Origin of the sequence: Aliidongia dinghuensis (assembly GCF_014643535.1) — a bacterium.
Lineage (GTDB): Bacteria > Pseudomonadota > Alphaproteobacteria > ATCC43930 > CGMCC-115725 > Aliidongia > Aliidongia dinghuensis.
Window position 1 is genome coordinate 186,843 of the sequence record NZ_BMJQ01000001.1, and the last position, 21,692, is coordinate 208,534.

The 21,692-nt window shown below is 68.3% G+C and carries 28 protein-coding genes; 7 read left to right on the plus strand and 21 right to left on the minus strand.

Annotated elements, in window-relative coordinates; translation table 11 throughout:
* Nucleotides 1-47: 47 nt before the first annotated feature.
* From IEY58_RS00830 to tsaB, 5 genes are all read right to left on the minus strand, one after another.
* On the minus strand, nt 48-878 hold the full coding sequence (locus IEY58_RS00830) for a lysophospholipid acyltransferase family protein (RefSeq protein ID WP_229743397.1): 831 nt from the start codon (nt 876-878) through the stop codon (nt 48-50).
* A 38-nt stretch (nt 879-916) separates the two neighbouring features.
* Entirely contained in the window at nt 917-1,345 is a 429-nt protein-coding gene (locus IEY58_RS00835) for a Fur family transcriptional regulator (RefSeq protein ID WP_189041447.1), read from the minus strand.
* Nucleotides 1,346-1,568: 223 nt separating this feature from the next.
* Nucleotides 1,569-1,982 (minus strand): MucR family transcriptional regulator, encoded by a 414-nt coding sequence (locus IEY58_RS00840; protein WP_189041449.1) that lies wholly within the window; start codon nt 1,980-1,982, stop codon nt 1,569-1,571.
* Nucleotides 1,983-2,289: 307 nt separating this feature from the next.
* Nucleotides 2,290-2,793, minus strand: coding sequence for a GNAT family N-acetyltransferase (locus IEY58_RS00845; protein ID WP_189041451.1), 504 nt, complete (start codon nt 2,791-2,793; stop codon nt 2,290-2,292).
* Nucleotides 2,790-3,506, minus strand: coding sequence for a tRNA (adenosine(37)-N6)-threonylcarbamoyltransferase complex dimerization subunit type 1 TsaB (gene tsaB, locus IEY58_RS00850; protein WP_229743398.1), 717 nt, complete (start codon nt 3,504-3,506; stop codon nt 2,790-2,792). Before tsaB ends, IEY58_RS00845 begins: the two co-directional genes overlap by 4 nt.
* A 68-nt stretch (nt 3,507-3,574) precedes the next feature.
* Between tsaB and ddpX the strand changes: the two genes are divergently transcribed.
* The gene (gene ddpX / locus IEY58_RS00855; protein ID WP_189041453.1) at nt 3,575-4,126 is read left to right on the plus strand and encodes a D-alanyl-D-alanine dipeptidase; all 552 of its coding nucleotides are present in this window, start codon (nt 3,575-3,577) and stop codon (nt 4,124-4,126) included.
* A 125-nt stretch (nt 4,127-4,251) separates the two neighbouring features.
* On the opposite strand, the gene IEY58_RS00860 is transcribed toward ddpX, so the two are convergent.
* The 5 genes from IEY58_RS00860 to IEY58_RS00880 all read right to left on the minus strand — a co-directional run bounded on the left by IEY58_RS00860 (nt 4,252) and on the right by IEY58_RS00880 (nt 7,587).
* Nucleotides 4,252-5,424 carry an aminotransferase class V-fold PLP-dependent enzyme gene (locus tag IEY58_RS00860; RefSeq protein ID WP_189041455.1) on the minus strand — a complete coding sequence of 391 codons (1,173 nt, stop codon included), beginning with the start codon at nt 5,422-5,424 and terminating at the stop codon, nt 4,252-4,254.
* Nucleotides 5,425-5,473: 49 nt separating this feature from the next.
* Complete coding sequence (locus IEY58_RS00865) at nt 5,474-6,064, minus strand: malonic semialdehyde reductase (protein ID WP_189041457.1); 591 nt, start codon at nt 6,062-6,064, stop codon at nt 5,474-5,476.
* Nucleotides 6,065-6,141: 77 nt separating this feature from the next.
* Complete coding sequence (locus IEY58_RS00870) at nt 6,142-6,771, minus strand: glutathione S-transferase family protein (RefSeq protein ID WP_189041459.1); 630 nt, start codon at nt 6,769-6,771, stop codon at nt 6,142-6,144.
* Nucleotides 6,772-6,799: 28 nt separating this feature from the next.
* Nucleotides 6,800-7,360, minus strand: a complete 561-nt coding sequence (locus IEY58_RS00875) for a NifU family protein (protein WP_189042448.1) — start codon at nt 7,358-7,360, stop codon at nt 6,800-6,802.
* A gap of 59 nt (nt 7,361-7,419) precedes the next feature.
* Complete coding sequence (locus IEY58_RS00880; RefSeq protein WP_189041461.1) at nt 7,420-7,587, minus strand: hypothetical protein; 168 nt, start codon at nt 7,585-7,587, stop codon at nt 7,420-7,422.
* Between the two features lie 160 nt (nt 7,588-7,747).
* Here IEY58_RS00880 and IEY58_RS00885 point away from each other — a divergent pair, with 160 nt between their 5' ends.
* Nucleotides 7,748-8,032 carry a cupin domain-containing protein gene (locus IEY58_RS00885; RefSeq protein ID WP_189041463.1) on the plus strand — a complete coding sequence of 95 codons (285 nt, stop codon included), beginning with the start codon at nt 7,748-7,750 and terminating at the stop codon, nt 8,030-8,032.
* A gap of 18 nt (nt 8,033-8,050) precedes the next feature.
* On the opposite strand, the gene IEY58_RS00890 is transcribed toward IEY58_RS00885, so the two are convergent.
* Together IEY58_RS00890 and IEY58_RS00895 are read right to left on the minus strand one after the other, a co-directional pair.
* On the minus strand, nt 8,051-8,620 hold the full coding sequence (locus tag IEY58_RS00890; protein ID WP_308422371.1) for a GNAT family N-acetyltransferase: 570 nt from the start codon (nt 8,618-8,620) through the stop codon (nt 8,051-8,053).
* A complete protein-coding gene (locus IEY58_RS00895; RefSeq protein WP_229743399.1) occupies nt 8,620-9,513 on the minus strand; it encodes a DMT family transporter in 894 nt (297 codons plus the stop codon). Before IEY58_RS00895 ends, IEY58_RS00890 begins: the two co-directional genes overlap by 1 nt.
* Nucleotides 9,514-9,628: 115 nt before the next feature.
* On the opposite strand from IEY58_RS00895, the gene IEY58_RS00900 reads away from it, so the two are divergent.
* On the plus strand, nt 9,629-10,498 hold the full coding sequence (locus IEY58_RS00900) for a LysR substrate-binding domain-containing protein (protein WP_189041466.1): 870 nt from the start codon (nt 9,629-9,631) through the stop codon (nt 10,496-10,498).
* 9 nt (nt 10,499-10,507) lie between these two features.
* Here the strand turns inward: IEY58_RS00900 and IEY58_RS00905 are convergent, their stop codons facing one another.
* Complete coding sequence (locus IEY58_RS00905) at nt 10,508-11,338, minus strand: oxidoreductase (protein ID WP_189041468.1); 831 nt, start codon at nt 11,336-11,338, stop codon at nt 10,508-10,510.
* A gap of 76 nt (nt 11,339-11,414) precedes the next feature.
* On the opposite strand from IEY58_RS00905, the gene IEY58_RS00910 reads away from it, so the two are divergent.
* The gene (locus IEY58_RS00910; protein ID WP_189041470.1) at nt 11,415-11,828 is read left to right on the plus strand and encodes a MerR family transcriptional regulator; all 414 of its coding nucleotides are present in this window, start codon (nt 11,415-11,417) and stop codon (nt 11,826-11,828) included.
* Between the two features lie 20 nt (nt 11,829-11,848).
* On the opposite strand, the gene IEY58_RS00915 is transcribed toward IEY58_RS00910, so the two are convergent.
* From IEY58_RS00915 to IEY58_RS00945, 7 genes are all read right to left on the minus strand, one after another.
* The gene (locus IEY58_RS00915) at nt 11,849-12,289 is read right to left on the minus strand and encodes a hypothetical protein (protein WP_189041472.1); all 441 of its coding nucleotides are present in this window, start codon (nt 12,287-12,289) and stop codon (nt 11,849-11,851) included.
* A gap of 4 nt (nt 12,290-12,293) precedes the next feature.
* Nucleotides 12,294-12,782 (minus strand): universal stress protein, encoded by a 489-nt coding sequence (locus IEY58_RS00920; RefSeq protein ID WP_189041474.1) that lies wholly within the window; start codon nt 12,780-12,782, stop codon nt 12,294-12,296.
* A gap of 5 nt (nt 12,783-12,787) precedes the next feature.
* Nucleotides 12,788-13,528 carry a TIGR02186 family protein gene (locus tag IEY58_RS00925; protein ID WP_189041476.1) on the minus strand — a complete coding sequence of 247 codons (741 nt, stop codon included), beginning with the start codon at nt 13,526-13,528 and terminating at the stop codon, nt 12,788-12,790.
* Nucleotides 13,525-14,439, minus strand: coding sequence for a sulfite exporter TauE/SafE family protein (locus IEY58_RS00930; RefSeq protein ID WP_189041478.1), 915 nt, complete (start codon nt 14,437-14,439; stop codon nt 13,525-13,527). Before IEY58_RS00930 ends, IEY58_RS00925 begins: the two co-directional genes overlap by 4 nt.
* 185 nt (nt 14,440-14,624) lie before the next feature.
* On the minus strand, nt 14,625-15,758 hold the full coding sequence (locus tag IEY58_RS00935) for a DSD1 family PLP-dependent enzyme (protein ID WP_189041480.1): 1,134 nt from the start codon (nt 15,756-15,758) through the stop codon (nt 14,625-14,627).
* Complete coding sequence (locus IEY58_RS00940) at nt 15,755-17,194, minus strand: amidase (protein WP_189041482.1); 1,440 nt, start codon at nt 17,192-17,194, stop codon at nt 15,755-15,757. The genes IEY58_RS00935 and IEY58_RS00940 overlap by 4 nt, the downstream gene beginning before the upstream one ends.
* 76 nt (nt 17,195-17,270) lie before the next feature.
* Complete coding sequence (locus IEY58_RS00945) at nt 17,271-17,696, minus strand: hypothetical protein (RefSeq protein ID WP_189041484.1); 426 nt, start codon at nt 17,694-17,696, stop codon at nt 17,271-17,273.
* 158 nt (nt 17,697-17,854) lie between these two features.
* Between IEY58_RS00945 and IEY58_RS00950 the strand changes: the two genes are divergently transcribed.
* Nucleotides 17,855-18,184: a DUF1330 domain-containing protein gene (locus IEY58_RS00950; RefSeq protein WP_189041486.1), complete on the plus strand. Its 330-nt coding sequence runs from the start codon at nt 17,855-17,857 to the stop codon at nt 18,182-18,184.
* Nucleotides 18,185-18,244: 60 nt separating this feature from the next.
* Here IEY58_RS00950 and IEY58_RS00955 read toward each other — a convergent pair whose 3' ends face one another.
* Nucleotides 18,245-19,264 (minus strand): RICIN domain-containing protein, encoded by a 1,020-nt coding sequence (locus IEY58_RS00955; RefSeq protein ID WP_189041488.1) that lies wholly within the window; start codon nt 19,262-19,264, stop codon nt 18,245-18,247.
* Between the two features lie 366 nt (nt 19,265-19,630).
* On the opposite strand from IEY58_RS00955, the gene IEY58_RS00960 reads away from it, so the two are divergent.
* The gene (locus IEY58_RS00960; protein ID WP_189041490.1) at nt 19,631-20,797 is read left to right on the plus strand and encodes a M20 family metallopeptidase; all 1,167 of its coding nucleotides are present in this window, start codon (nt 19,631-19,633) and stop codon (nt 20,795-20,797) included.
* The gene (locus IEY58_RS00965) at nt 20,797-21,639 is read left to right on the plus strand and encodes an AAA family ATPase (RefSeq protein WP_189041492.1); all 843 of its coding nucleotides are present in this window, start codon (nt 20,797-20,799) and stop codon (nt 21,637-21,639) included. The genes IEY58_RS00960 and IEY58_RS00965 overlap by 1 nt, the downstream gene beginning before the upstream one ends.
* Nucleotides 21,640-21,692 lie beyond the last annotated feature (53 nt).

Genomic DNA, 21,692 nt, shown 5'->3' on the forward strand with positions numbered 1-21,692 from the left:
GGGACCTCTGGTCCTGTCGATCTGCCTTATCGTCCCGGCCACGGCGATCACGCGGCGACGGCCGACGCGTCGGCGACGATCACGTCGTCGTGCCGGCCGCTGTTGGCGTCGGCGAGGGCTGCGGCGATCACGCGCTCGCAATGCTCGGCCAGCCGCTTGCGCGAGCCGAGCGCCTCCACCGTCACCGGCTCATGGAACTCGACCAGCACTTCCGCGAGGCCCAGTCCCGCCAGATGCCAGAGATGATCGGCGAGCGCCATATCACCGTACCAGGCGAAGTAGGGACGCATATGGCGCCCGATCGGTGCGCCGTTCAAGCGGACATAGGCGATGGTTACCGGCTGTACCGCCAACGCATGGCCGTCGATGCGGATTTCGGCAGCGCTGAAGAGCGCGCTCTTGAACGGCTTCAGGCGGTTGCCGTCGTTGCTGGTGCCCTCGGGGAACAGGATCAGGTTGTCGCCGGCCTGGAGCCGGCCGGCCAGGCTGTCGCGCTGTTCGGCCGAGCTGCGGACCCGGCGATCGACGAACACCGTGCGCTGGAGCTGCGCCAGCACGCCGAACACCGGCCAGGTCTTGACCTCGCTCTTGGCGACGAAGGAGCCGGTGATGAGCGCGCCCAGCACCTCGATGTCGATGTAGGACGCATGGTTCGAGACGAACAGCGTCGGCCGCGCCGACGAGAGGCTGCCCTTGACGCGGATCCGGAAGCCCAGGATCCGGCAGACCAGGCCGTGATAGAGCCGCGGCAGGTCGCGGCTGACGCGCTGCCAGCCGAAGACGAGCGCCAGCACCTGCACCGGCAGGGCGGTCGCCGTCACGGCGAGATAGGCGCTGAGCCTCATGAAGCTCAGGCCGTTGGTCGCGAATTGGGTCACGCGCCGGCAGCGCTCATCGGGCAGCGCTCATCAGTCGCTCAGCCCGGCTTGCGCTCGCTGCCGGCGATCGGCACGGCATAGAGCTCCAGGCGATGGCCGACCAGCTTGTAGCCCAGCTCCTGGGCGACGCGATGCTGCAGCTCTTCGATCGCGGCGTTCTGGAACTCGACGACCCGGCCCGACTGCACGTCGATCAGGTGGTCGTGATGGTCCGCCGGGCGCTCTTCATAGCGCGCGCGCCCGTCGCCGAAATCATGGCGTTCGAGGATGTTCGCCTCCTCGAACAGGCGCACGGTGCGATAGACCGTCGCGATCGAGATCTTGGGATCGACGACCGTCGCGCGGCGATAGACGGCTTCGACGTCCGGATGGTCATCGGCCTCCGACAGGACGCGCGCGATGACCCGGCGCTGATCGGTCATCTTGAGGCCCTTGTCGATACAGATCTGCTCTAGGCGCGAAACCATTCCCAAGACCGCCATCCAACTATGCGACGCTGCTATAAACTATACCGAAACCTTGGTCGGGAGCCTACGGCCAATCGAGGATGTCGTCGATGCGCGTGCGTCGGGGCGGCGGAAGCCGGCAGAGGGCGCCCGGCGTCGGGGCGATGTGTTCGCCGCGCCGCCGCTGGCACCCTCCGGCTTCCGGTTCGCGTTCGGCTAGTCGTCGTGCCCTAGTCGTCGCGCCCTAATCGTCACGACGGGCGCGCGTGCCGAGGCCGATTTCCTTCGCGAGCTTGCTGCGCTGCAAAGCGTAATTCGGCGCCACCATCGGATAGTCCGGCGGCAGGCCCCAGCGCTCGCGGTATTCCTCCGGCGTCATGTTGTAGGAGGTCTTCAGATGCCGCTTCAGCATCTTCAGCTTCTTCCCGTCCTCCAGGCAGATGATGTAGTCCGGATGAACCGACTTCTTCACGGCGACGGCAGGCTGCGGCTTCTCCTGGACAGGTTCCGGCGCGGCACCCATAGAGGACAGCGACCGGTAAACCTGGCTGATCAGGATCGGCAATTCCTCGACGGACACTTGATTATTGGAAACGTGAGCCGCCACGATCTCCGTCGTAAGACCCAGCAAATCCACGCCCTCGGCTTCTTCAGTCATGCTTTCTTGCCCCAAGGTAAATCGCGCGGGGCAAGATAGGTTGGCTGCTGACGTAATGCAATAACTCTTAAATGTTTTTCGACCGATCCCGCCAGCAGCAAAGGCTTGTCGCGGAAAAAATTTTGCAACACGCGGCCGTGGAATAGCGCGAAAGGTAAAAAGGTAGCCGATGAGCTGACTTTGTGCGGATGCGAAAGATATTTCGAAGCCTAACCGCTTGGACAGTCTTTGCGGTCGGAATCGGCGGTGTGGAACGCCAGCAGCCGGCGAATGGCGCGCCGGCGGACAACTCGGGTTTTCGCGTCGGTCACGACTCGCTGTTTTTGCTGATCGGGCGACGCAACAGATGGGCCGCCACGCGCTTGTTTCCCGGCCTCTTGTAATAGTCGCGCCGTGTGCCCTCGACGAGGAAGCCCAGGCGTGAATAAAGGCGCTGAGCCGGAATATTGTCGGCCGCGACTTCGAGAAAGGCGTTGGTCGCCTTGCGCGTCCGGGCGACTTCGAAGAAGTCCTGCATCAGTCGGGTCGCAACGCCGCGCCGCCGCGTCGCCGGGCGCACGCCGACGGTCAAGAGCTCGGCATCCTCGGCCACGAACAGCAGGAGCGTGAAGCCTAGCGGCTCTGGCGGCTCGGCCGCCCGATCGACCGCCAGACGGCCGACCGCGCCAGGCATGGCCAGGAGATCGCCGATAGCGCGCTCGTCCCAGGCGTCGAAGCCGAATGCCTCCTTGTGGATCAGCGCCGCGACGCGGATCTCCGCGGCGCCGAGCGGCACGATGGCGAGATCGGTCTTGTCTTTGAGTTTGCTCATGGCCGCGGCTTCGGCTGCGTCACGTCGGGTGCGCGCAGATAGAGCGGATGGGCCGGCAGCCGGTCGATGCCGGCGGGGCCGAGCGCCGCCGCCGCGCGGGCGAGATCGCCCGCCCGGATGCGCCGGGGTGTGGCGTCGACCGCGATGTCGGCGGCGAACCGTATCTCCGCAAGGTTGGCGACGCCGTCGCCGGTGATGCGCCAGGGGCCTGGGCCGAGCCAGTCCGCAACCTCGTCAGGCTCGAGCTGGGCCGGCTCGCCCGCCGGCTGCAGCGCGGGGGTGAAGCGCTGGGCGAAGACCGGGCCGCGCCGGCTGTCGATCGCAACCGCGACCGGCCGCCCGCCCGGACTGAGGGCGTCCGGCGTGAGGCCGGCCACGACCGCCTCGAACGCGGTGAGCGCCACAACCGGCTTGCCGGCGGCAAGCGCCAGGCCGCGCGCCGCCGACAGGCCAAGCCGCACGCCGGTGAAGGACCCGGGGCCGACGGTGGTCGCGATTGCCGTGAGATCCGGCCAATCGAGGCCGGCCTCGGCCATCGCGGCCTCGATCATCGGCAGCAGCGCCTCGGCCTGGCCGCGCTCCATGGCCTGGAACCGGTCGGCGCGGATCGTGCCGTCGACGAGGACGGCGGCCGAGCAGCTGGCGCCGGAACAGTCGAACGCGAGCAGCGGGTCCCAGCGCTCGACCACCCGCTCGATCACCCGCTCGCTCACCGGCTGCGGCCCGTGCTAACTGAAACGCTCGCTCTTTGCCGCACGGTCACTGGAACACGCTGGGGAACATGCTGGTCGAAATCACCGAAGCCACTCACGACGTCCTCCTCGACATCGCCTACGCCACATCGAACAATTTCACCGGTGCGCCGGTCTATACGCGTTCCGCGTGCTATTTGCATCCGGACGCCGTCGAATGCCTGGATCGCGCGATCGACCTCGCCGGCCGGCAGGGGCTCAAGCTCAAGCTTTTCGATGCGTTCCGCCCGTCGGAAGCGCAATGGAAATTATGGAACTTCCGCCCGGACCCCGAATTCCTCGCCGACCCGCGCCGCGGCTCGCCCCATTCGCGCGGCGTCGCCATCGACCTCAACCTCGTCGACCGCGACGGGACGGAGCTCGACATGGGTACCGGATTCGACGCCTTCACGCCGCTCTCGCACCACGGCAGCACCGAGGTTTCGGCCGAGGCCCAGCGCAACCGGCTGATCCTCATGGGCCTCATGACGACGGCCGGCTGGGACTTCTATCGGAACGAATGGTGGCATTACCAGCTGTTCAACGCCCGGGCACGCTACCCGGTCTTGAGCGACACGGTGCTGCCGGCACCGATGATGTGAGGTCATTTCAATTCGTCGTCCCCGCGCAGGCGGGGACCCAGTTCCTTACGCGCGGCAGCGCGGACAGGAGTCATATCGCCGCAGACGCGGCTCTTGCTGGATTCCCGCCTGCGCGGGAATGACGGTCAGGTCAGGTTACTGCACACCGCGACCAGCCGATCCACCTCGTCCTCGGTGTTGTAGTAGTGCGGCGAGGCGCGCACGAGCGGCGGGAGCGCGCGGGCCTCGGCGTCGAGCCGCGTGCTCGACGGCGGCGAGGCGCCGATGGTAATGCCGGCCGCGGCCGCCGCGGCGACCACCGCCGGGGCGTCGTGGCCGTCGACCGTGAAGCTCACGATGGCCGAAGGATCGCGGCCGAGGTCGCGCACGGTCACGCCCCGGATCTCGGCCAGGCCCGCGCGCAGCCGGCGCGCGAGCAGGCGGCAGCGCGCCTCGATCGCGTCCAGCCCGAGCGCCAGCGCATAGTCGACGGCGACGCCGAGGCCGGCGCGTGCCGCGTAATTGTTCTCCCAATTCTCGAACCGGCGCGCGTCGGGGCGGAGCGCGTAGCGGTCGCGCGCGACCCAGGGGGCCGCGAAATGGTCGATCATCGGCGGCTCGAGCGTCTCGAGCAGGCTCTTGCGCACATAGAGGAAGCCGGTGCCGCGTGGCCCGCGCAGGAACTTGCGGCCGGTCGCCGACAGGATGTCGCAGCCGACCGCCTCGACGTCGACCGGCATCTGGCCGACCGCCTGGCAGGCGTCGAGCAGATAGGGGATGCCGTGGGCGCGCGCGATCCGACCGACCGCGGCAGCCGGGTTGGTGAGCCCGCCGTTGGTCGGGACCCAGGTGATGGCGATCAGCTTGACCCGCTTGTCGATCATGCGCTCGAGGGCGCCCACGTCGAGCGCGCCGTCCGCATCGCTCGGCACGACGTCGATCGTGACGCCGGTCCGCTTCGCCGTCTGCAGATAAGCCACGTAGTTGGCGGCATATTCCGCCTCGGCGGTCAGGATCCGGTCGCCCGCCCGGAAGGGCAGGGAATAGAACGCCATCTGCCAGGCGATGGTCGCGTTATCCATGAGCGCGATCTCGTCCGGTTGGGCGTTCACGAGCCGCGCAACCGAGCCGTAGACCGCATCGAGCTGCGCTGCCTCAGCGGCGGCGGCGGCATAGCCGCCGATCTCCGCCTCGAGGTCGAGGTGCCGCTTGATCGCGTCCACGACCGGGGTCGGCATCAGTGCGGCGCCGGCGTTGTGCAGATAGGCGCGCCGAGCGGTTGCCGGCGTCTCGGCGCGGATACGGGCTAGATCGATCATGGTGGGACCGGGCTTGGGCGGGGCACGCCGGGCGTGCCCCGCCTCCTCGTCAAGCGAACGTGCAAACGTCTTCGAAGTCGAAGCGCGGGCTGCGCGGGAACAGCTTCTCGGGATTGCCGTAGCCGAGATTGCACAGGAAGTTCGCCTGGAAGCGGCCGTCCGGGAAGAACTCGGCATTGACCTTGGCCTGATCGAAGCCGGACATCGGGCCGCAATCGAGCCCGAGCGCGCGCGCCGCCATGATGAGATAGGCGCCCTGCAGGCTCGCGTTGCGGAACATGGTCGCCTGGATCAGCGCCTCGTTGCCGACGAACCAGGACCTGGCGTCGGCATGGGGGAACAGCTTCGGCAGGAGCTCGTAGAACTGCGTGTCCTGCGCGACGATCGCGGTGACCGGGGCCGCCATGGTCTTGTCCAGGTTGCCGGCGGAGAGGGCGGGCTTGAGGCGCTCCTTGCCCTCGGCGCTGGTGACGAACACGAGGCGCATCGGGCTGCAATTGGCGCTGGTCGGGCCCATCTTCGCCAGATCGAACACCTGGCGCAGCAGGCTTTCCGGCACGGGCTTGTCCTGCCAGCCGTTATGGGTGCGGGCGGCGCGGAACAGCGTGTCTAGGCTGCGCTCGTCGATCGGCGTGGACATGGGCTCAAGCTCCTGGTGGCGGGAGAAATCGATCCCTTGCCCCTATCACGGGCGCCTATCGGCAGGAAAGCCGCAAACTATGACGGCCAGTTGGCGGCCTTCACCGGGGCGAGGCGCGGATCGCCGTCCACGGCGTCCGCGATGCGGGAGAGCTTCGGGCAATAGTCGCGGAACCATTGCCGGCCGGGCCGCCAATGGGACATGACCCAGACATAGAGATCGAGCGCCGAGCGGGTCTCGCCCAGCATCCAGGGGCCGGCGATGCCGGTCTCGACGAGGCGCCAGTAGCGCTGGCATTCGGCCTCGGTCACGGCGCGCAGCTCGGCCTGCCCCTCCTTCTCGTTGACGTAGCGGGCAGGCACGTCGCCGTAGGTGAAGGTCGGGTAGATCGAGGCGACCAGGAACACGAGCCAGCGCAGGAAGGCGGGCCGCGCCGGGTCGTCGGGGCTGGGGGCGAGGCCGGCGCCGGGCGCCCGGTCGATGATGTGCAGCACCATGGCGCCACTCTCGGTCATGATGCTGCCGTCGGGCAGGATCATGACCGGCACCTGGCCCAGCGGATTCAGCTGGAACAGCCGCTCCCGCTCCGGGCCCGGCTGCCAGATCTCCAGCATCTCGGTCTGGTAGGGTAGACCTGAAAGCGCAAAGGCGGCCTCGACGATCGCCGAGCCGCAGCCCGGATTGCCGATCAGCCGATAGAAGCCCATCGAGCCCCCTGCCAATTGGATGGGCCGCCTAGACGGACTGAACCGCCTGCACTTCCGGAATATAATGGCGCAGCATGTTCTCGATGCCGGCCTTCAAGGTTGCGGTCGAGCTCGGGCAGCCCGAGCAGGAGCCGTGCATCTCGAGATAGACGACGCCGTCCTCGAAGCGATGGAACACGATGTCGCCGCCGTCCTGCGCCACCGCCGGACGCACGCGCGTGTCGATCAGCTCCTTGATCTGCACGACCAGCTCGCTGTCGCCCTCGGCCGCGGTCGAGGCGGGCGTGCCGCCCGACGGGTGGTCGTCGATCATGATCGGCTGGCCGGTCGTGAAGGACTCCATGATGGCGCCCAGGATCGACGGCTTCAGCTGATACCAGTCCTGGTCGTTCGACTTGGTGACCGTGACGAAGTCATAGCCCAGGAACACGCCCTCGACGCCCGGCAGGCCGAACAGCTTCGTCGCAAGCGGCGAGCGCGCGGCCGCGGCGGCATCCGAGAAATTCGCCGTGCCGCTCGCCAGCACCGTGCGGCCGGGCAGGAACTTGAGCGTGGCGGGGTTGGGGGTCTGTTCGGTCTGGATGAACATGGCGGTCCGGTCGGTCAGGTGAAAAAGATATTGGCCCTGCACGTTGGGACGATCCGCCGTCAAGTCAACCCTTTTGGCGGTGCCCCGATGCCGTGCCGCCCTGCTGAAACCGGCTCGGTCGAGAAGGCGGCGATGCCGTTCGTGGTCTCGACGCGCAGATCCGCGTCAAGGTGGGCGTCGATGGAGGCTGGCACACGCTGGAGGTGGCGTTGGCCGGTGCGGATCACGAAGCCGGGATTTCCGTCCTGTTCCCCGCAGGCTTAACCGATGCGCCGGCGTCGCACCTGACGGAAATTGCTGGATCGCGACCGCCTCGGCGAATTGATTTCCCGGCCGGGCGGACGCATCCTCATCTGAAGCGGGCATTAGACCCAATCGGAGGAAACGGTGGACACGACAGCTTTCATGGAGCGCCTGCATCGCGAGGGGTTCATCGCGTGCGATGTCAAGGCGCTCGAGCCGGGCATGACAGTGGCGGAGCATGAACATCCGTTCGACGTTTGCGCGCTGGTGCTCGACGGCGAGATCGCCTTGACGGTCGACGGCGTCGAGACGAGCTACGGGCCGGGCCAGGTCTTCACCATGCCGGCCGGCTACCCCCATTCGGAACGGATCGGCAAGGCCGGCGTGCGCTATCTGCCCGGCCGGCGTCAGCCTGCAGCACAATACTGATCACCTGCGGTTGAGAGCCTAGGGCCCGGCCTGATCGGCCGGCGGCAGATAGCCGACAGGCGCCGCCGCCGGCACGTCGGTCCGCTCCGGGCCCAGGGTCCGTTGCAGCAGGACGAGGTCTAGCCAGCGGCCGAACTTGATGCCGACTCCGATGGCCTGGCCGACCGTGCGGAAGCCCATGCGCGTATGCAGGCGCAGCGAGCCCTCGTTGGCGCTGTCGCCGACGCCGGCCATCATCTGGCGATAGCCAAGGTCGGTGCAGGTCTCGATGAGGCTCGCAAGCAGCGCCGAGCCGATGCCGCGGTTGAGGAAGCGCTCATCGACATAGACCGAATCCTGCACCGTGAAGCGATAGGCCGAGCGGGCGTGATAGAGGCTCGCGTAGCAATAGCCGACAATTTGGCCGTCGATCTCGGCGAGCCGCCAGGGCAGGCCGCGCGCCCGGACATTGTCGAACCGCCGGACCATCTCCTCGGTCGAGGGCGGGATTTCCTCGAAACTGCCGTAGCCGGTCTGGACATGATGGGCATAGATCGCCGTCACGGCAGGCATGTCGGCGACCGTCGCGTCGCGGATGGTGATTTCCACTATCGGATTTCCTTTGGTTGCGGATGGGGCAGGATGGCAAGTGCCGCGGCGGCCATCAGGACGAGGCAGGCGGCAATCTCGCTTGGGCCGGGCCGTTCGCCGTCGACGAGCGCGCCCAGTGCCAGGGCCACGACGGGGCAGACATAGGCGTAGCTTGCGACCGCCGCGGCGGACCAGCGGCCGAGCAGGACGAGGTAAAGGCTGAAGCCGATGACCGTGCCCAGCACGACGAGCAGGGCCCAGCTCGCGAGCGCGGCCGGGTCGAGGATCTGCGCCCACACGGCGCGATCCCAGGGTTCGGTTGCGGCCGAAAGCATGAGCAGCAGCGCGCCGCCCGCGAGACTGTGCCAGGCGGCGACCCGGATCGGCGACCCTATGGCCGCGGCTGCTTTCATGCGCAGCGTGCCGAGGCCGTAGCAAGCGGCGCCCAAGGCAATCGCGCCGAGGCCGGCGGGCGCGGCGCCGCCCATCGTCCGTCCGGCGCTCCAGGCGAGAAGGGCAAGGCCGGCGAGGCCGAGCGCTAGGGCGGCGGTCTGGCCGGGGCTCGGCCGGCGACCGGCGAGCAGCAGGACTGCGAGTGGCACGGTCGCGAAATTGACCATCGCCGCCAGGCCGGACGGCACGCGTCCGGCGCCCCAGGCCATGAGCCCGTAGTTCGCGGCGACCATCAGGACCGCGCCCGGCCATAGCGCTGAGCGTGGCGGCGGGGCGGCCCGGCCGGCCCAGAGCCACAGCACGAGGCCGCCGGCGAGAAAGCGGCTGCCGACGAACAGCAGCGGCGGCAGATGGGCGACGCCGTGCTTCAGCGGCAGCCAGGTGCCGCCCCAGGCCAGGCACAGCAGCGCGAAGGCGCCGATCGAGACGGCGCGTCCGGACGATTTGACCGGAGCCACAGAATGGCTGATGCTTTGTTCGAGGGAATTTTCCATGGCCCGAGCGTGAATGAGCGAGATCGGCCTTGCAAATCAGGATTTCTGAAGGTCGAAGCATGAGATTGGCTAAGGCTCCATGAGTCGCCGTTTGCCCCCGCTCGGCGGGCTCCGGGCGTTCGAGGCGGCGGCGCGCCTCGGCAGCTTCGTCGCCGCGGCCGATGAGCTGGGCGTCACCGCCGGTGCCGTCAGCCAGCAGGTGAAGGGGCTCGAAGAGCGCCTCGGCCTCGCCCTGTTCGAGCGGCGGCCGCAGGCGCTGGTCTTGACCGCGGCCGGCTGCGAATACGCGCCGACCCTCAAGGCCGCGTTCGATGCGATCGAGGCGGCAACGCGCCGGCTGGTGCCGCCGGCCGAGCGGGTGCGGCTCGCCGCTGCGGTGCCGGCGAGCTTCGCGACCTTCTGGCTGCTGCCGCGCCTGGCGCGCTTCGAGGCGCACCATCCGGGCGTCGAGCTGGCGATCCAGAGCGCCAGCCGCCGGGCCGATCCGGGGCTGGACGGTGCCGATGCGGCGATTCGCCAGGGCCGGGCCGGCTGGCGCGAGCGCGCCTGCCTCTATTTGTGGAGCGAGGCGCTGGTGCCGGTCTCGAGTCCCGCTGCAGCGGGCGCGGACGATCCACTCGACGGCGCCACCCTGCTCGCGACCGAGGGCGTCCCCGACCGCTGGGCAGTCTGGTCGGCGGCGATGGACCGGCCGTTGCGGCCGCGCCGGCGCCTCATGCTCGCCGACGATGGGCTCGTCATCCAGGCGGCGCTCAACGGCCTCGGCGCGGCGCTCGTCGACCGCCATCTGGTCGAGCCGGCCCTGCGCGAAGGCCGTCTGGTCCTGCTCGACGCCCGCCCGGCCTGGCGGCCCGGCACGGCCTGGTACCTGGTCCACGACGAGCGGACGCGGCCGCTCGCCGCCTTCGCCGACTGGCTGCTGGACGAATGCGCCGGGCCGATGCCGTAGCCCGCGCGGTCAGGTGCTGAGGCGCCGGATGATCATCCGCATGAAGCCGTCGAACTGGCGGTCCGTCAGGATCCGGCGCAGGGTCAGGATCGTGTTGGCGCCACCACCGGTGGCATAGCGCGTCTTCGGCCGGGCGACGGTGAGCCCCTTGAGGATTGTGGTGGCGACGACGTCCGCCTCGGACACCATGCGGCTGGTCTCGGTCCCGGCCAGCAGCCTCGCGTGCCGCTCCGCCTGGTCACGATAGGCCGTGGCGCCCGAGGTCTTGAGCAGATTCTCGCGAGCGATGCCGCTCCACTCGGTACGGATGCCGCCCGGCTCGACCACGACCACGTCGATGCCGAACGGTGCCAGCTCCATGCGCAGGCAGTCGCTCAAGCCCTCGACCGCGAATTTCGTCGCGTGGTACCAGGCGCCGAGCGGCTCCCACATCTTGCCGCCGATCGAGGTGATGTTGATGATCCGGCCGCTCCCTTGCCGGCGCATGATCGGCGTCGCGAGCTGGATCAAGCGAGCGAGCCCGATCAGGTTGACTTCGACCTGCCGGCGTCCCTCGGCGATCGGCACGTCCTCGAGCGCGCCGTAGGAGCCGTAGCCGGCATTGTTGACGAGCCCGTCGAGCCGGCCCGCGTCGCGGACGATCTCGTCGATTGCCGCTACCATCGAGGCGTCGTCCGTCACGTCGAGGGCGAGGAGGCGGGCGCCGGCCGTTTCGAGCGGCTTCATCCGGTCGACCCGGCGTGCGCCGGCATAAACGGTATGGCCTGCGGCCAGCAGGCGGCGGACGGTGGCAGCGCCGATCCCCGCGGAGGCGCCGGTAACGAGGACTGTCTTGCTCATGGAATCCACTTCCGTTCTGACTGAGCAGGGTTTCTAAACTATGGACTATACTCCATGGTCAAGCGATGATCGGCCCATGCTCATCGCCGAATTCAGCCGGCGCACCGGCCTCACCAAGGACACGATCCGCTTCTATGTGAAGCGCGGGCTGCTGAAGCCCGACGTCGGCACCAACACCAGCAACCGCTACCAGTCGTTCGACGCCGAGCAGGTCGAGCGCGCGCTCATCATCCGCCATGCCCAGCTCCTGGGCTTCACGCTCCAGGAAATCGCCGTTTTTGACGCGGAATACAGTCGCGCCGGCATGTCGGAGGCGCGCTTGATCGAGCTCATGCGCGGGCGCGTGGCGCTGATCGATGAGCGGATCGAGAAGCTCGAGCGCAGCCGCGACTATTTCCTGCGCAAGATCGCCTGGATCGAGGGCGGGTCGAAGGGTGAGCCGCCGAGCCTGCTCGAGTCCGTGGGCGACCCGCGCCGGGTCTGCCGCTGATCGGCCTTGCTGCGGAGAGGTCAGCTGCGGCGGGCGAAGAAGGCGATGATCAGGCCGAACAGCAGCATCGCCGCCATGTTGGGCACGATTGTGACCGGCGTGTAATGCGGGCGCGGCCAGGCGCGCGACAGCGGGACGACGATGCCGTTCATGACCGCGAAGATGACCGGTCCGGCGGCGAGGCCGCCCAGCACCCAGCGCCGGTGCAGCATGGGCGACCACGTGACAGCGGCGCGATAGATCGCCGCGATCAGCACCGACATCAGGCATTGCAGGCCGAGCCCGAGGAGCGCCGCCGGCAGGCCGCCGTGATAGGCGGCGCGGCCGAGCACGCCCGAGGCGATGGCGCGCAGAATGATGACCGGGCTCGTGCGGTTGATGAGCGCTGCGGCGCCGATGTCGACGAGACCGGCGACGAGGCCGCCGGCGACGACGGCCCGCCACGCCCGATGCCGCGCCATGCGCTCAGGTCAGGCTGTCGATCTGGGTGTCGCTCAGGCTGCCCGGCACGATGGTCAGCGGCACGCGCAGCCGGCCGACCAGCTTGTTCGACAGTGCCGAGATGAGCGGGCCGGGGCCGCTGTCGCTGACCGCGGCGGCCAGCACCAGGACCGAGATGGTCGGGTCCTCGTCGATGAGCGCCAGCAGCTGCTCATGCGGCACCCCCTCGCGGATATGGATGACCGGCGGCGAGCCGGTCAGTGCCGCCACCGTGTCGGCATGGCGGCCGACCAGCTCTTCCGCCTCCTCGCGCTTTTCCTCGCGCATCAGGCTTTCGAGCGCCATCCAGTGCTGGCGGTCTGGCGGGTCCATGACATACAGCAGGGCGACCCGACCGCCGGTCCGGCGCGCCCGGAGGGAAGCGTAGCGCAGCGCCACCCGCAACTCGGGGCTGTCGTCGACGACCACGAGGAAGACGCGTCCGCGCGCTTCGAAGGGAACTGGGTCGACCATCGGGCTCAGGCATTCCTGAACAGGAAAGTTGCCCCCCATCCTGCCATCGCCGCCAGGGCGACTGCAACGAGCCCGTAGAAAAGCGGGCGATTCTGCGCAAAATCGTTGATGTCCGCCTCGAGGCCGGTCTGTGAAATGATGAGCGGCGTCGTCTGGGCGGCGACAATGTCGCCCTTGCGCACCAGGAAAACCTGGATCGAGTAGGTGCCGGTCGGCACCGTCGCGGGGAAGTTGAGGCTGGCACGGAACAGCCGGTCGCCCAGGAAATTGACCTGGCCGGTCTGCTTCTCGTAGAGGCCGCTGCGTTGCTGTTCCTCGATAAGCGCGTCGCGGAACGGGCCGATGTCGGTGGACTTGGCCTTGCTGGCGACAGGGAGCTTCAGGTTGTCGAAGCCGATCTCGTGCAGCTGGCGCAGGTTCGGCGGCATGATGTCCTCGACCGGCCGGCTCGACAGCACGGCGTAATAGCCGGGGACGTCGCTGAAGGCGACGCTGCGCGTATTGAGCCAGATGCCGCCGAGGTGGGACTTGCGGCGGACGACCGTTTCATGCTCCGGCCCCTGCACGACGACGACGATGTCGCCGCCGCCCTCGATCGCGCCGAACAGCACGACCGAGGTGCCGGTGAAGCCGGTGGTGATCGCGACCAGATGGCTCGTCAGGTCCGCGACAAGCGCCTGGGCCTGTGCCGTTGCGGGCAATGCCAGGAGCAGCAAGGCCGCGAGCGCCGCGAACGGGCGGATCATTCGTTCACCGCGATCGAATAGCGCGAGTCCGGCGGCACGGTCAGGTCACCCAGCAACTTGGCGCCGGTCGCAAGGATGATGAGCGCCAGGAACACGCGCAGATACTCGCCGCGCACCATGGCGCCGAAGCGAGTGCCGTACTGCACGCCGACGACGCCGCCGATCAGCATGATGAGGGCGAGCAGGCTGTCGACGGTCTGGTTGGTGAGCGCATGCAGCACCGTGACGCTTGTCGCGATGAACACGGTCTGCAGCAGCGAGGTGCCGGGCACCACGCTGCTCGGCATGCCCAGCACATAGATCATCGCCGGCACGACCAGGAAGCCGCCGCCGATGCCGAGGAGGGCCGAGAGCACGCCGATGCCGCAGCCGAGGCCGAGCGGCAGGAGCGCGCTGATGTAGAGCTTCGACCGGCGGAAGCGGATCTTGAACGGCAAGCCGTGGAACCAGGTGTGCTGATGCAGCCGGCGCCGGCGCGCGCCGGGCTGGCGCGCGCGCACCACGGCGCCGACGCTCTCGATCATCATCAGGCTGCCGAGCGTGCCGAGCAGCAGCACGTAGCTGAGGCTGATCACCAGGTCGAGCTGGCCGAGCCGGCGCAGGAAGGCGAACAGCGCCACCCCGACCGCCGAGCCGATGAAGCCGCCGGTGCTCAGCACGGCGCCCATCTTGAAATCGACGTTGCCGCGTCGCCAATGGGTGAGCACGCCCGACAGCGACGCGCCGACCAGCTGGTTGGCCGAGGAGGCGACCGCGACCGCCTGCGGCACGCCGATGAAGATCAGGAGAGGCGTCAGCAGGAAGCCGCCGCCGATGCCGAACATGCCCGACAGGAATCCCACACCCAGCCCAATAGCCAGCAGGACGAAGACGTCCTGGGTAACCGCGGCGATCGGCAGATAGACGTCCATGGCGGGGGACGGTCACCCGAAGGGAACAAGGGCGGCCCGCCCCGCCGTATGGTCTACGGCAAAGCGAACTGATCCAAGAGCTTACGCTGCGATGCTCTAACGCAAAAGCACGCTGGCGCCGCATCTGTGGAGAAGCAGCCGAAGCACGGCAAAAAAGTCACAGAAGGGCGCGGAGGTTGTGGGCGTCAGCGCCGGCCGCGCCCGTCGATCGGCCAGAGGGCAACCAGCGTGTCGCCCTCCATGACGTGGTACCAATCGTGCAGGTTGACCGTCGGGTCGCAATGGGGTGTGACCAGTTCGATGCGCGCACCAAGGGCCGGTCGCGGCCCCACCGGGAACAGCTTGCCGTGCTCGTCGCCGAACAGCTGGTAGCGGCTCGCCGGGTCGACGCCGCTCGCCACCTCGGGCAGCGGGCCGTCGGTCGCGAAACATTTGATGCCGCCGTCGGTCGTGACCCAATCCGCCGCGTTGACGCTGACGACCGCGGTCTGGGCCAGGAGCGCCGTCTCGAACGGCGGGCCGTTCAGCCCGTCGGCGAGTGCGTGGTGATAATCGACATCCATGAAGACGTAGGAGCCGGCCTGCAGCTCGGTGAAGACATGGCCTTCCGGGTCGAGGTCGTGCGTCCCCGTGCCGGCGCCGGTGACGATCTCGAACGGCGTGCCCTGGCCGCGCGCCGTCTCGATGAGATGGCCGATGGTCGCCCTCAAGTCCGCCGCAGCGGCGGCGCGGTGGGCGCGCTCGGGAATATGCTGCAGGTTGCCGGCATAGGCCTGCAAGCCGCGCAGGCGGAGATGCGGCGCGTCGGCCGCCAAGAGCGCCAGGCCCAGAAGCTCGACATGGCTCGCGGCGCCGGTCCGGTTGTAGCCGGCGCCGTAGTCGACCAGCACGTCGAGCGGATGGTCGAGCGCCGCTGCGGCCTGGTCCAGCGCCGCCAGGTTCTCCGGATGGTCGAGCACGATCATGAGCCCGCCGGGGCCGGCCTGCCGCGCAAGCGCGATCAGGCGCCGGATCTTGCTTTCGGTCACCGCCGGCGAGGTGATGAGCACGCCCGGGATGCCGCCCGCGACCATGACCTCTGCCTCGCCGATCGTGACGCAGCAGATGCCCTTGGCACCGGCCGCGACCTGGAGCCGCGCGATCTCGACCGACTTGTGGGTCTTGCTATGCGGACGCAGGCCGACGCTGCGGGCCGCTGCGAATTCCGCCATACGCTGGATGTTGCGCAGGAGCGCCGGCCGCTCGATGAGCAGCGCCGGCGTGTCGAGCCGTGCCCGGCCGCCGGGCACGCCGATCAGGGGCTCGTTCGGATGCGTCATCGCGAACCCTCCAGGGCCGCCAGGTCGGGGACCGGGCGGGCGAGCTTCGGCCGGGTCTGGAAGACCCGCTCGAGCGCCAGCGCCGCAGCCAGCACCTGGGCGTCGCCGCGCCGCTTGCCGCAGATCTGGATGCCGAACGGCAGGCCCTTGTGATCGACGCCGCACGGCAATGCCACCACCGGATGGCCGGTCAGTGTCAGGCCGTATGTCAGCGCGATCCATTGGAAATAATGGGCGAGCGGCGCGCCGTTGATCTCGGTCGGATGCCATTCGGCATGGGGGAAGGGGCTGACCGCCGCGGTCGGGCAGATCAGCAGGTCGACCTCGTCGAACAGCGCCTGGAAGCGGCGATAGAGCCGGGTCTGCTCGGCCTGGGCCTTGGCATGGTCGGCGAGCGTGAAGCCCTCGGCCTGCTCCAGGTTGGCGCGGACCGGCAGCTGCAGCAGGTCGCGGTGCCGTTCGGCCAAGGCACGCTGGCCGGCCTCGAAGCTCTCGGCGCGCAGGATCGCAAAGGTGCGGTGGGCGTCGCCCAGCTCCGGATCGCGCTCGACCGAGCTTTGGAACAGGTCGGCGAACAGGCCGCAGCGCTCATGGAAGATCGCGCGCACGTCATCGTCGACCGGGGCGAAGCCCAGGTCCTCCGACACGGCGATCTTGAGCCGCGCCAGATCGACCTCGGGCAGCGGGAAGAACGCCTTGGGATCGACCGGGCCCGACAGCGGGTCGATTGCGTCCTCACGCGCGATGGCCGAGAGCAGCAGCGCCGCGTCGGCGACGGTGCGCCCCATCGGCCCGTCGACCGAGAGCGGCGAATAGCCGAGCAGGCGCCGGTCCGACGGCACCAGGCCCGGCGTCGGGCGGAAGCCCACCACACCGCAGAACGCGGCAGGCGTGCGCAGGCTGCCGCCCATGTCGGAGCCGGTCGCAAGCGGCATCATGCCGGCGGCGAGGGCCGCGGCTGAGCCGCCGGACGAACCGGCGGACGTGAGTTCAGGCGCGAACGGGTTGCCGGTCGCGCCATAGACGCCGTTGCGCGTATTGGCGCCGGCGCCGAATTCCGGCGTGTTGGTCTTGGCGAACACGATGCCGCCGGCGGCCTTGACCGCTGCGACCGTGGTCTCGTCGCGGGTCGGCACGTGGTCCTTGTAAATGAGCGAGCCCCAGGTGGTCTTGAGGCCCTTGGTCTCGCTCAGGTCCTTGATGCCGACCGGCAGGCCGTGGAGCGGGCCCAGATCTTCGCCGCGCAGCGCCTGGCGCTCAGCCTCGCGCGCCGCCGCCTGGGCGCCATCGATGTCGAGGGCGACGACCGCGTTGATCGCCGGATTGACCGCCTCGATCCGGCCCAAGCAATCGTCGAGCAGTTCGACCGGCGAGATCTCCTTGGTGCCGATCAGGCGGCGAAGCTCGACGGCGCTCAGGTCGCAAAGGCTGGTCATGGATCAGGGCTCCCGGTTCGAATTCCGCCGCAAGGATCGGAGCGGACCGGCGGGAGCGCAAGAGGGATGAGTGACGCTACGGCCGGTCCTTCACCGGCAGGGCGGCCACTTCCTCGGGCGTCAGCTTGGTAATGGCCTTGGCGATCAGCGGCTCGCGGTAGCCATGGGTGTCGGCGACCTTAAGGTCCAGGTCGATCGGCGCGCAGACCGCGTCGCCGCCGCGCGCGACCGAAACCAGGTGCCGGTCAGGCCACATCAGCTGGTTGGACGGCGTGCTGAGATCGATGCGCCAGACGTCGCTGATGTTGACGCGGATATAGATCACGCTCGGGTTCGGTGCACGCCAGCCGCCGCGCCAGTCGGTGAGCGAGAAGCACTGCCGCTTCGGGCTCGCAGGCGTTGCCGGCGCAGGCGCCGTCTGGGCGAAGGCCGTGGCGCCGGCCAGGCCGGCGAGGAGGGCGGCAGCGAAGCCGTGGCGAAGACGCCTCGCATTTGGGATCATGGTGACCTCGTCGAGCATGCCTCTTCTTGAAGAGATCGGCGGCATAAGCCCCCTCGTCAACAAGACCGATCGATCGTCGATTTTATGCCGCGACGGTTCGACCCATCCCTATCCATCGAGCCCAGCCCCCCTCCGAACCTGCTCGTCAAGGAGACGCCATGCCGGCCTATGTCATTTCCGAGCTCCAGGTCCGAGACCCTGTTGCGTTCGACCGCTATCGCACGCTCGCGGCCGCCAGCATCGCGCGTCATGGCGGGCGCTATCTCGTGCGCGGCGGTGCCGTCGCGGCGGCCGAGGGCGGACCCGCGCCGGCGATGCTGGTAATCGTCGAATTCCCGACCGCAGAGCAACTGCGGCTGTGGTACGCCTCGGCAGACTATGCGGAGGCGCTCGCGTTCCGCGACCAGGCGCTGAGCCGGCGGCTGCTGTTCGTCGAGGGCGTCACGATTGAAGCGCCCGGCGCGTCGTCCGAGTCGGCGGGGGATTGAGCTTCGTCCCTGATCGAATGACGGGGCGGCCATCAGGGCCGCCCCGCCCTTGTCATACGGTCAATGGTGACCGTTCGGGCGGTTCGCGTCGCCCGCCGTGCTTGTCGCCCGTTCCCAGATCTCGGCGACCGACGCGGCCGGCGCCTCCTCCTCGGCGATCCTTTGCTCGGCGCCCGCGGCGCCGGTCGACAGCAGCTCGCTCGTCGCCTGAACGTGCAAGCTGGGCGCCGTCGTCTGCCAGACTTCGTTCGGCTGGCCGCCGCCCCATTTCCAGGTGCCCATCGGCAGCGGGCCCTTGGGGATCGGGTGGGGGTTGCCGAACACGTTCCAATTCTGGCCGGAATTGATCCACGGCCGGATCGCCTGGAACGTACCGCTGCCGCCATAGGTCCAGAGCGCGTCCGTGTTCATCTGGCCGCTCGCCCGCTGCAGCAGCTGGGCGCCGTTGCCGTTGCCGCCCACATAGGCGAGCAGGCCGGACTGCTTGTTGACGATCGAGAAGCCGGAGAACCATTGCGTCGCGGTGAAAATGAAATTCGCCGGCGAGGGGCTGGCGTAATTGTCGTCGACGACCAGCGCGCCGGCCGGGTTCGCAGGGTCAATCGAGAGTTGCAGATAGGTCGCCATGCCCGAGATGTAGGAGAAGATCCGCGTCGGGCGCGGCCAGACCGCGGACACGCTGGTGATCAGCCAGGTCTCGTTGCCTTTGCCGCCGCCCCAGCTCCAGGTGCCGACCGTCGTGCCGACGTAAGGCGAGGCGCCGAGCGCGTTCAGGTTCTGGCTGGTATTGAGTGTCAGCCGAATGGCGCTCAGCTGATTGTCCGGGCCCGTCTTCTGCCAGACGTCGCCATGCGGACCGAGGATGACCGGCGCATTCTGTCCGGTCGCCGTCAGATAGGTGCCGGTCGCGGCGTTCCTCAGATAATAGCCGTTTGGCGCCGGCTCCATCGTCCATTGCTGGTTCTTGTCGGTGCCGTCGAGCCAGCGCAGCACGACATTGCCGCTGTGGCTCGGGTCATTGGAAACAACCAGATCGGCGAGCATGCCGACCTGGATGACGAAACTCGTTCCATCGCTCATGGTCGTTTCTCCCGTTTCCGCCTGGCGATTGCCCGTGCGTCTCCACCGCGTCACGGGCAATCGCCCAGTGCGTCGTTGAATCGTTGTCGCTTGGCCCTCGTGACGGATGCGCCCCGGGATTCGATCTCGGGCGTCCGGCGCCGCCGTGGCGGACGTTTGACGTCGCTGGCCGCGGCTGCTCTCAGATTTTGAGGTGGCGGCAGAATAGACCCTATTAAGGACAACTTAAAGAAGAAACAAATTGGTAAATACGATTTCATGGCGATTATCCCGGCAGTGCCGGAGACCGCGGCGTCGCTTGCCATGGCCTCGCCCGATGAAACCCCGTAAGCTCGCGATCCTTTGCAGCGGCAACGGAAAGTTCGAATGGACGGGCAGCAATTGAGCAACGAGGCGCGGATCGACGCCGCGGAAATCCTCGGTGGCATCCGCGAATGGGTCGAGATCGAGACGCCGTCGACCGACGGGGCCGCGGTCGACAAGCTGTCCCACCTGATCGAACGGCAATTCGGCGAGCTCGGCGCGGCGGTAAGGCGCGTGCCCGGCCGCGACGGGTTCGGCGACCATCTCGTGTTCGAGACGCCGTGGGGCGACCCGGGCGAGAAGGGCATCCTCGTCGTCTGTCACATGGACACGGTCTGGAAACACGGCACGCTCGAGCGTCGGCCGGTGACCCGCGACGGCGACAAGGTCTACGGCCCCGGCATCTACGACATGAAGGGCGGCGCGTATCTCGCCTATTACGCCTATCGCCACCTGGTGCGGCAGGGACGCGAGACCCGGCTGCCGATCCGCTTCCTGTTCGTCTCGGACGAGGAGGTCGGCAGCAACACCTCGCGCGCCCTCATCGAGACCGAAGCCGAACGCGCGAAATACGCGCTCGTCATGGAGCCGGGCCGCAATGCCAAGGGGCTCGAGGATTGCGTCGTCACCGCGCGCAAGGCGGTCGGGCGCTTCATCGCGACGGCGCACGGCGTCGCGGCCCATGCCGGCGTCAGCCACGAGCTCGGCCGCAATGCCATGCGTGAGCTGGCACACCAGATCCTGGCCTTGGAAGCGATGACCGACTATGCGCGCGGCATCACGGTCAATGTCGGCGCGGTGCGTGCCGGCACGGAGGGCTTCGCCAACGTCGTGCCGGACGAGGCCGTGGCCGAGATCGATTTCCGCTGCCCCGACGCGGCGACCGCCGAGGAGATCGCGGCGCGCATCCATGCGCTCGAGCCCGTCGGGCCCGATACGACGCTCACGATCGAAGGCGGCGTCAACCGGCCGGCCTACGAGCGCGACGATGGCGTCGCCTCGCTCTATACCCATGCCGCGGCGATCGCGCGCGACCTCGGCTTCGCCCTGCCGGAGGTCTCGACCGGCGGCGGCAGCGACGGGAATTTCACTGCGGCCAAGGGCGTGCCGACGCTCGACGGGCTTGGCGTGTGCGGCGCCGGCGCCCATGCGGCGCACGAGCACCTCACATATTCCTCGCTCGAGCCGCGCACCCGGCTGCTGCTCGGCCTCATGGAAAGCCTCGCCTGATGAAGTTCACCGGCACCCAATCCTATGTCGCGACCGACGATCTCAAGGTCGCGGTCAATGCTGCCGTAACCTTGGGCCGACCGCTGCTGATCAAGGGCGAGCCCGGCACCGGCAAGACCATCCTGGCCGAGGAAGTGGCGAAGGCCTTGGGCCGCCCGCTCATTTCCTGGCACGTCAAGTCGACGACCAAGGCGCAGCAGGGGCTCTATGAGTACGACGCGGTCTCGCGGCTGCGCGACAGCCAGCTGGGCGACGCCAAGGTCCACGACATCGCGAACTACATCGTCAAGGGCAAGCTGTGGGAGGCGTTCGAGGCCGACCTCGCACCCGTGCTGCTGATCGACGAGATCGACAAGGCCGACATCGAGTTCCCGAATGACCTCCTGCTCGAGATCGACCGGATGGAGTTCCACGTCTACGAGACGAGGGCCACCATCCGGGCCAAGCAGCGGCCGATCATCATCATCACGTCCAACAACGAGAAGGAACTGCCGGACGCCTTTCTGCGCCGCTGCTTCTTCCACTACATCCGCTTCCCCGATCGCGAGACGATGGAGGCGATCGTCCAGGTGCACTATCCGGGCATCAAGCAGGCGCTGGTGCGCGAGGCCTTGACCGTATTCTACGAGGTGCGCGACGTGCAGGGCCTGAAGAAGAAGCCCTCGACCTCGGAACTGCTCGACTGGCTGAAGCTCTTGATGGCCGAGGACGTGGCGCCGGAAGTGCTGCGCGATCGGGATCCGGCGAAGCTCATCCCGCCGCTGCATGGCGCACTCTTGAAGAACGAGCAGGACGTCCACCTGTTCGAGCGGCTGGCGTTCCTCAACCGGCGGCAGCGGTGATCCCCTTCCGTCATTCCCGCGCAGGCGGGAATCCAGGGCCAGCGACGGCTGCC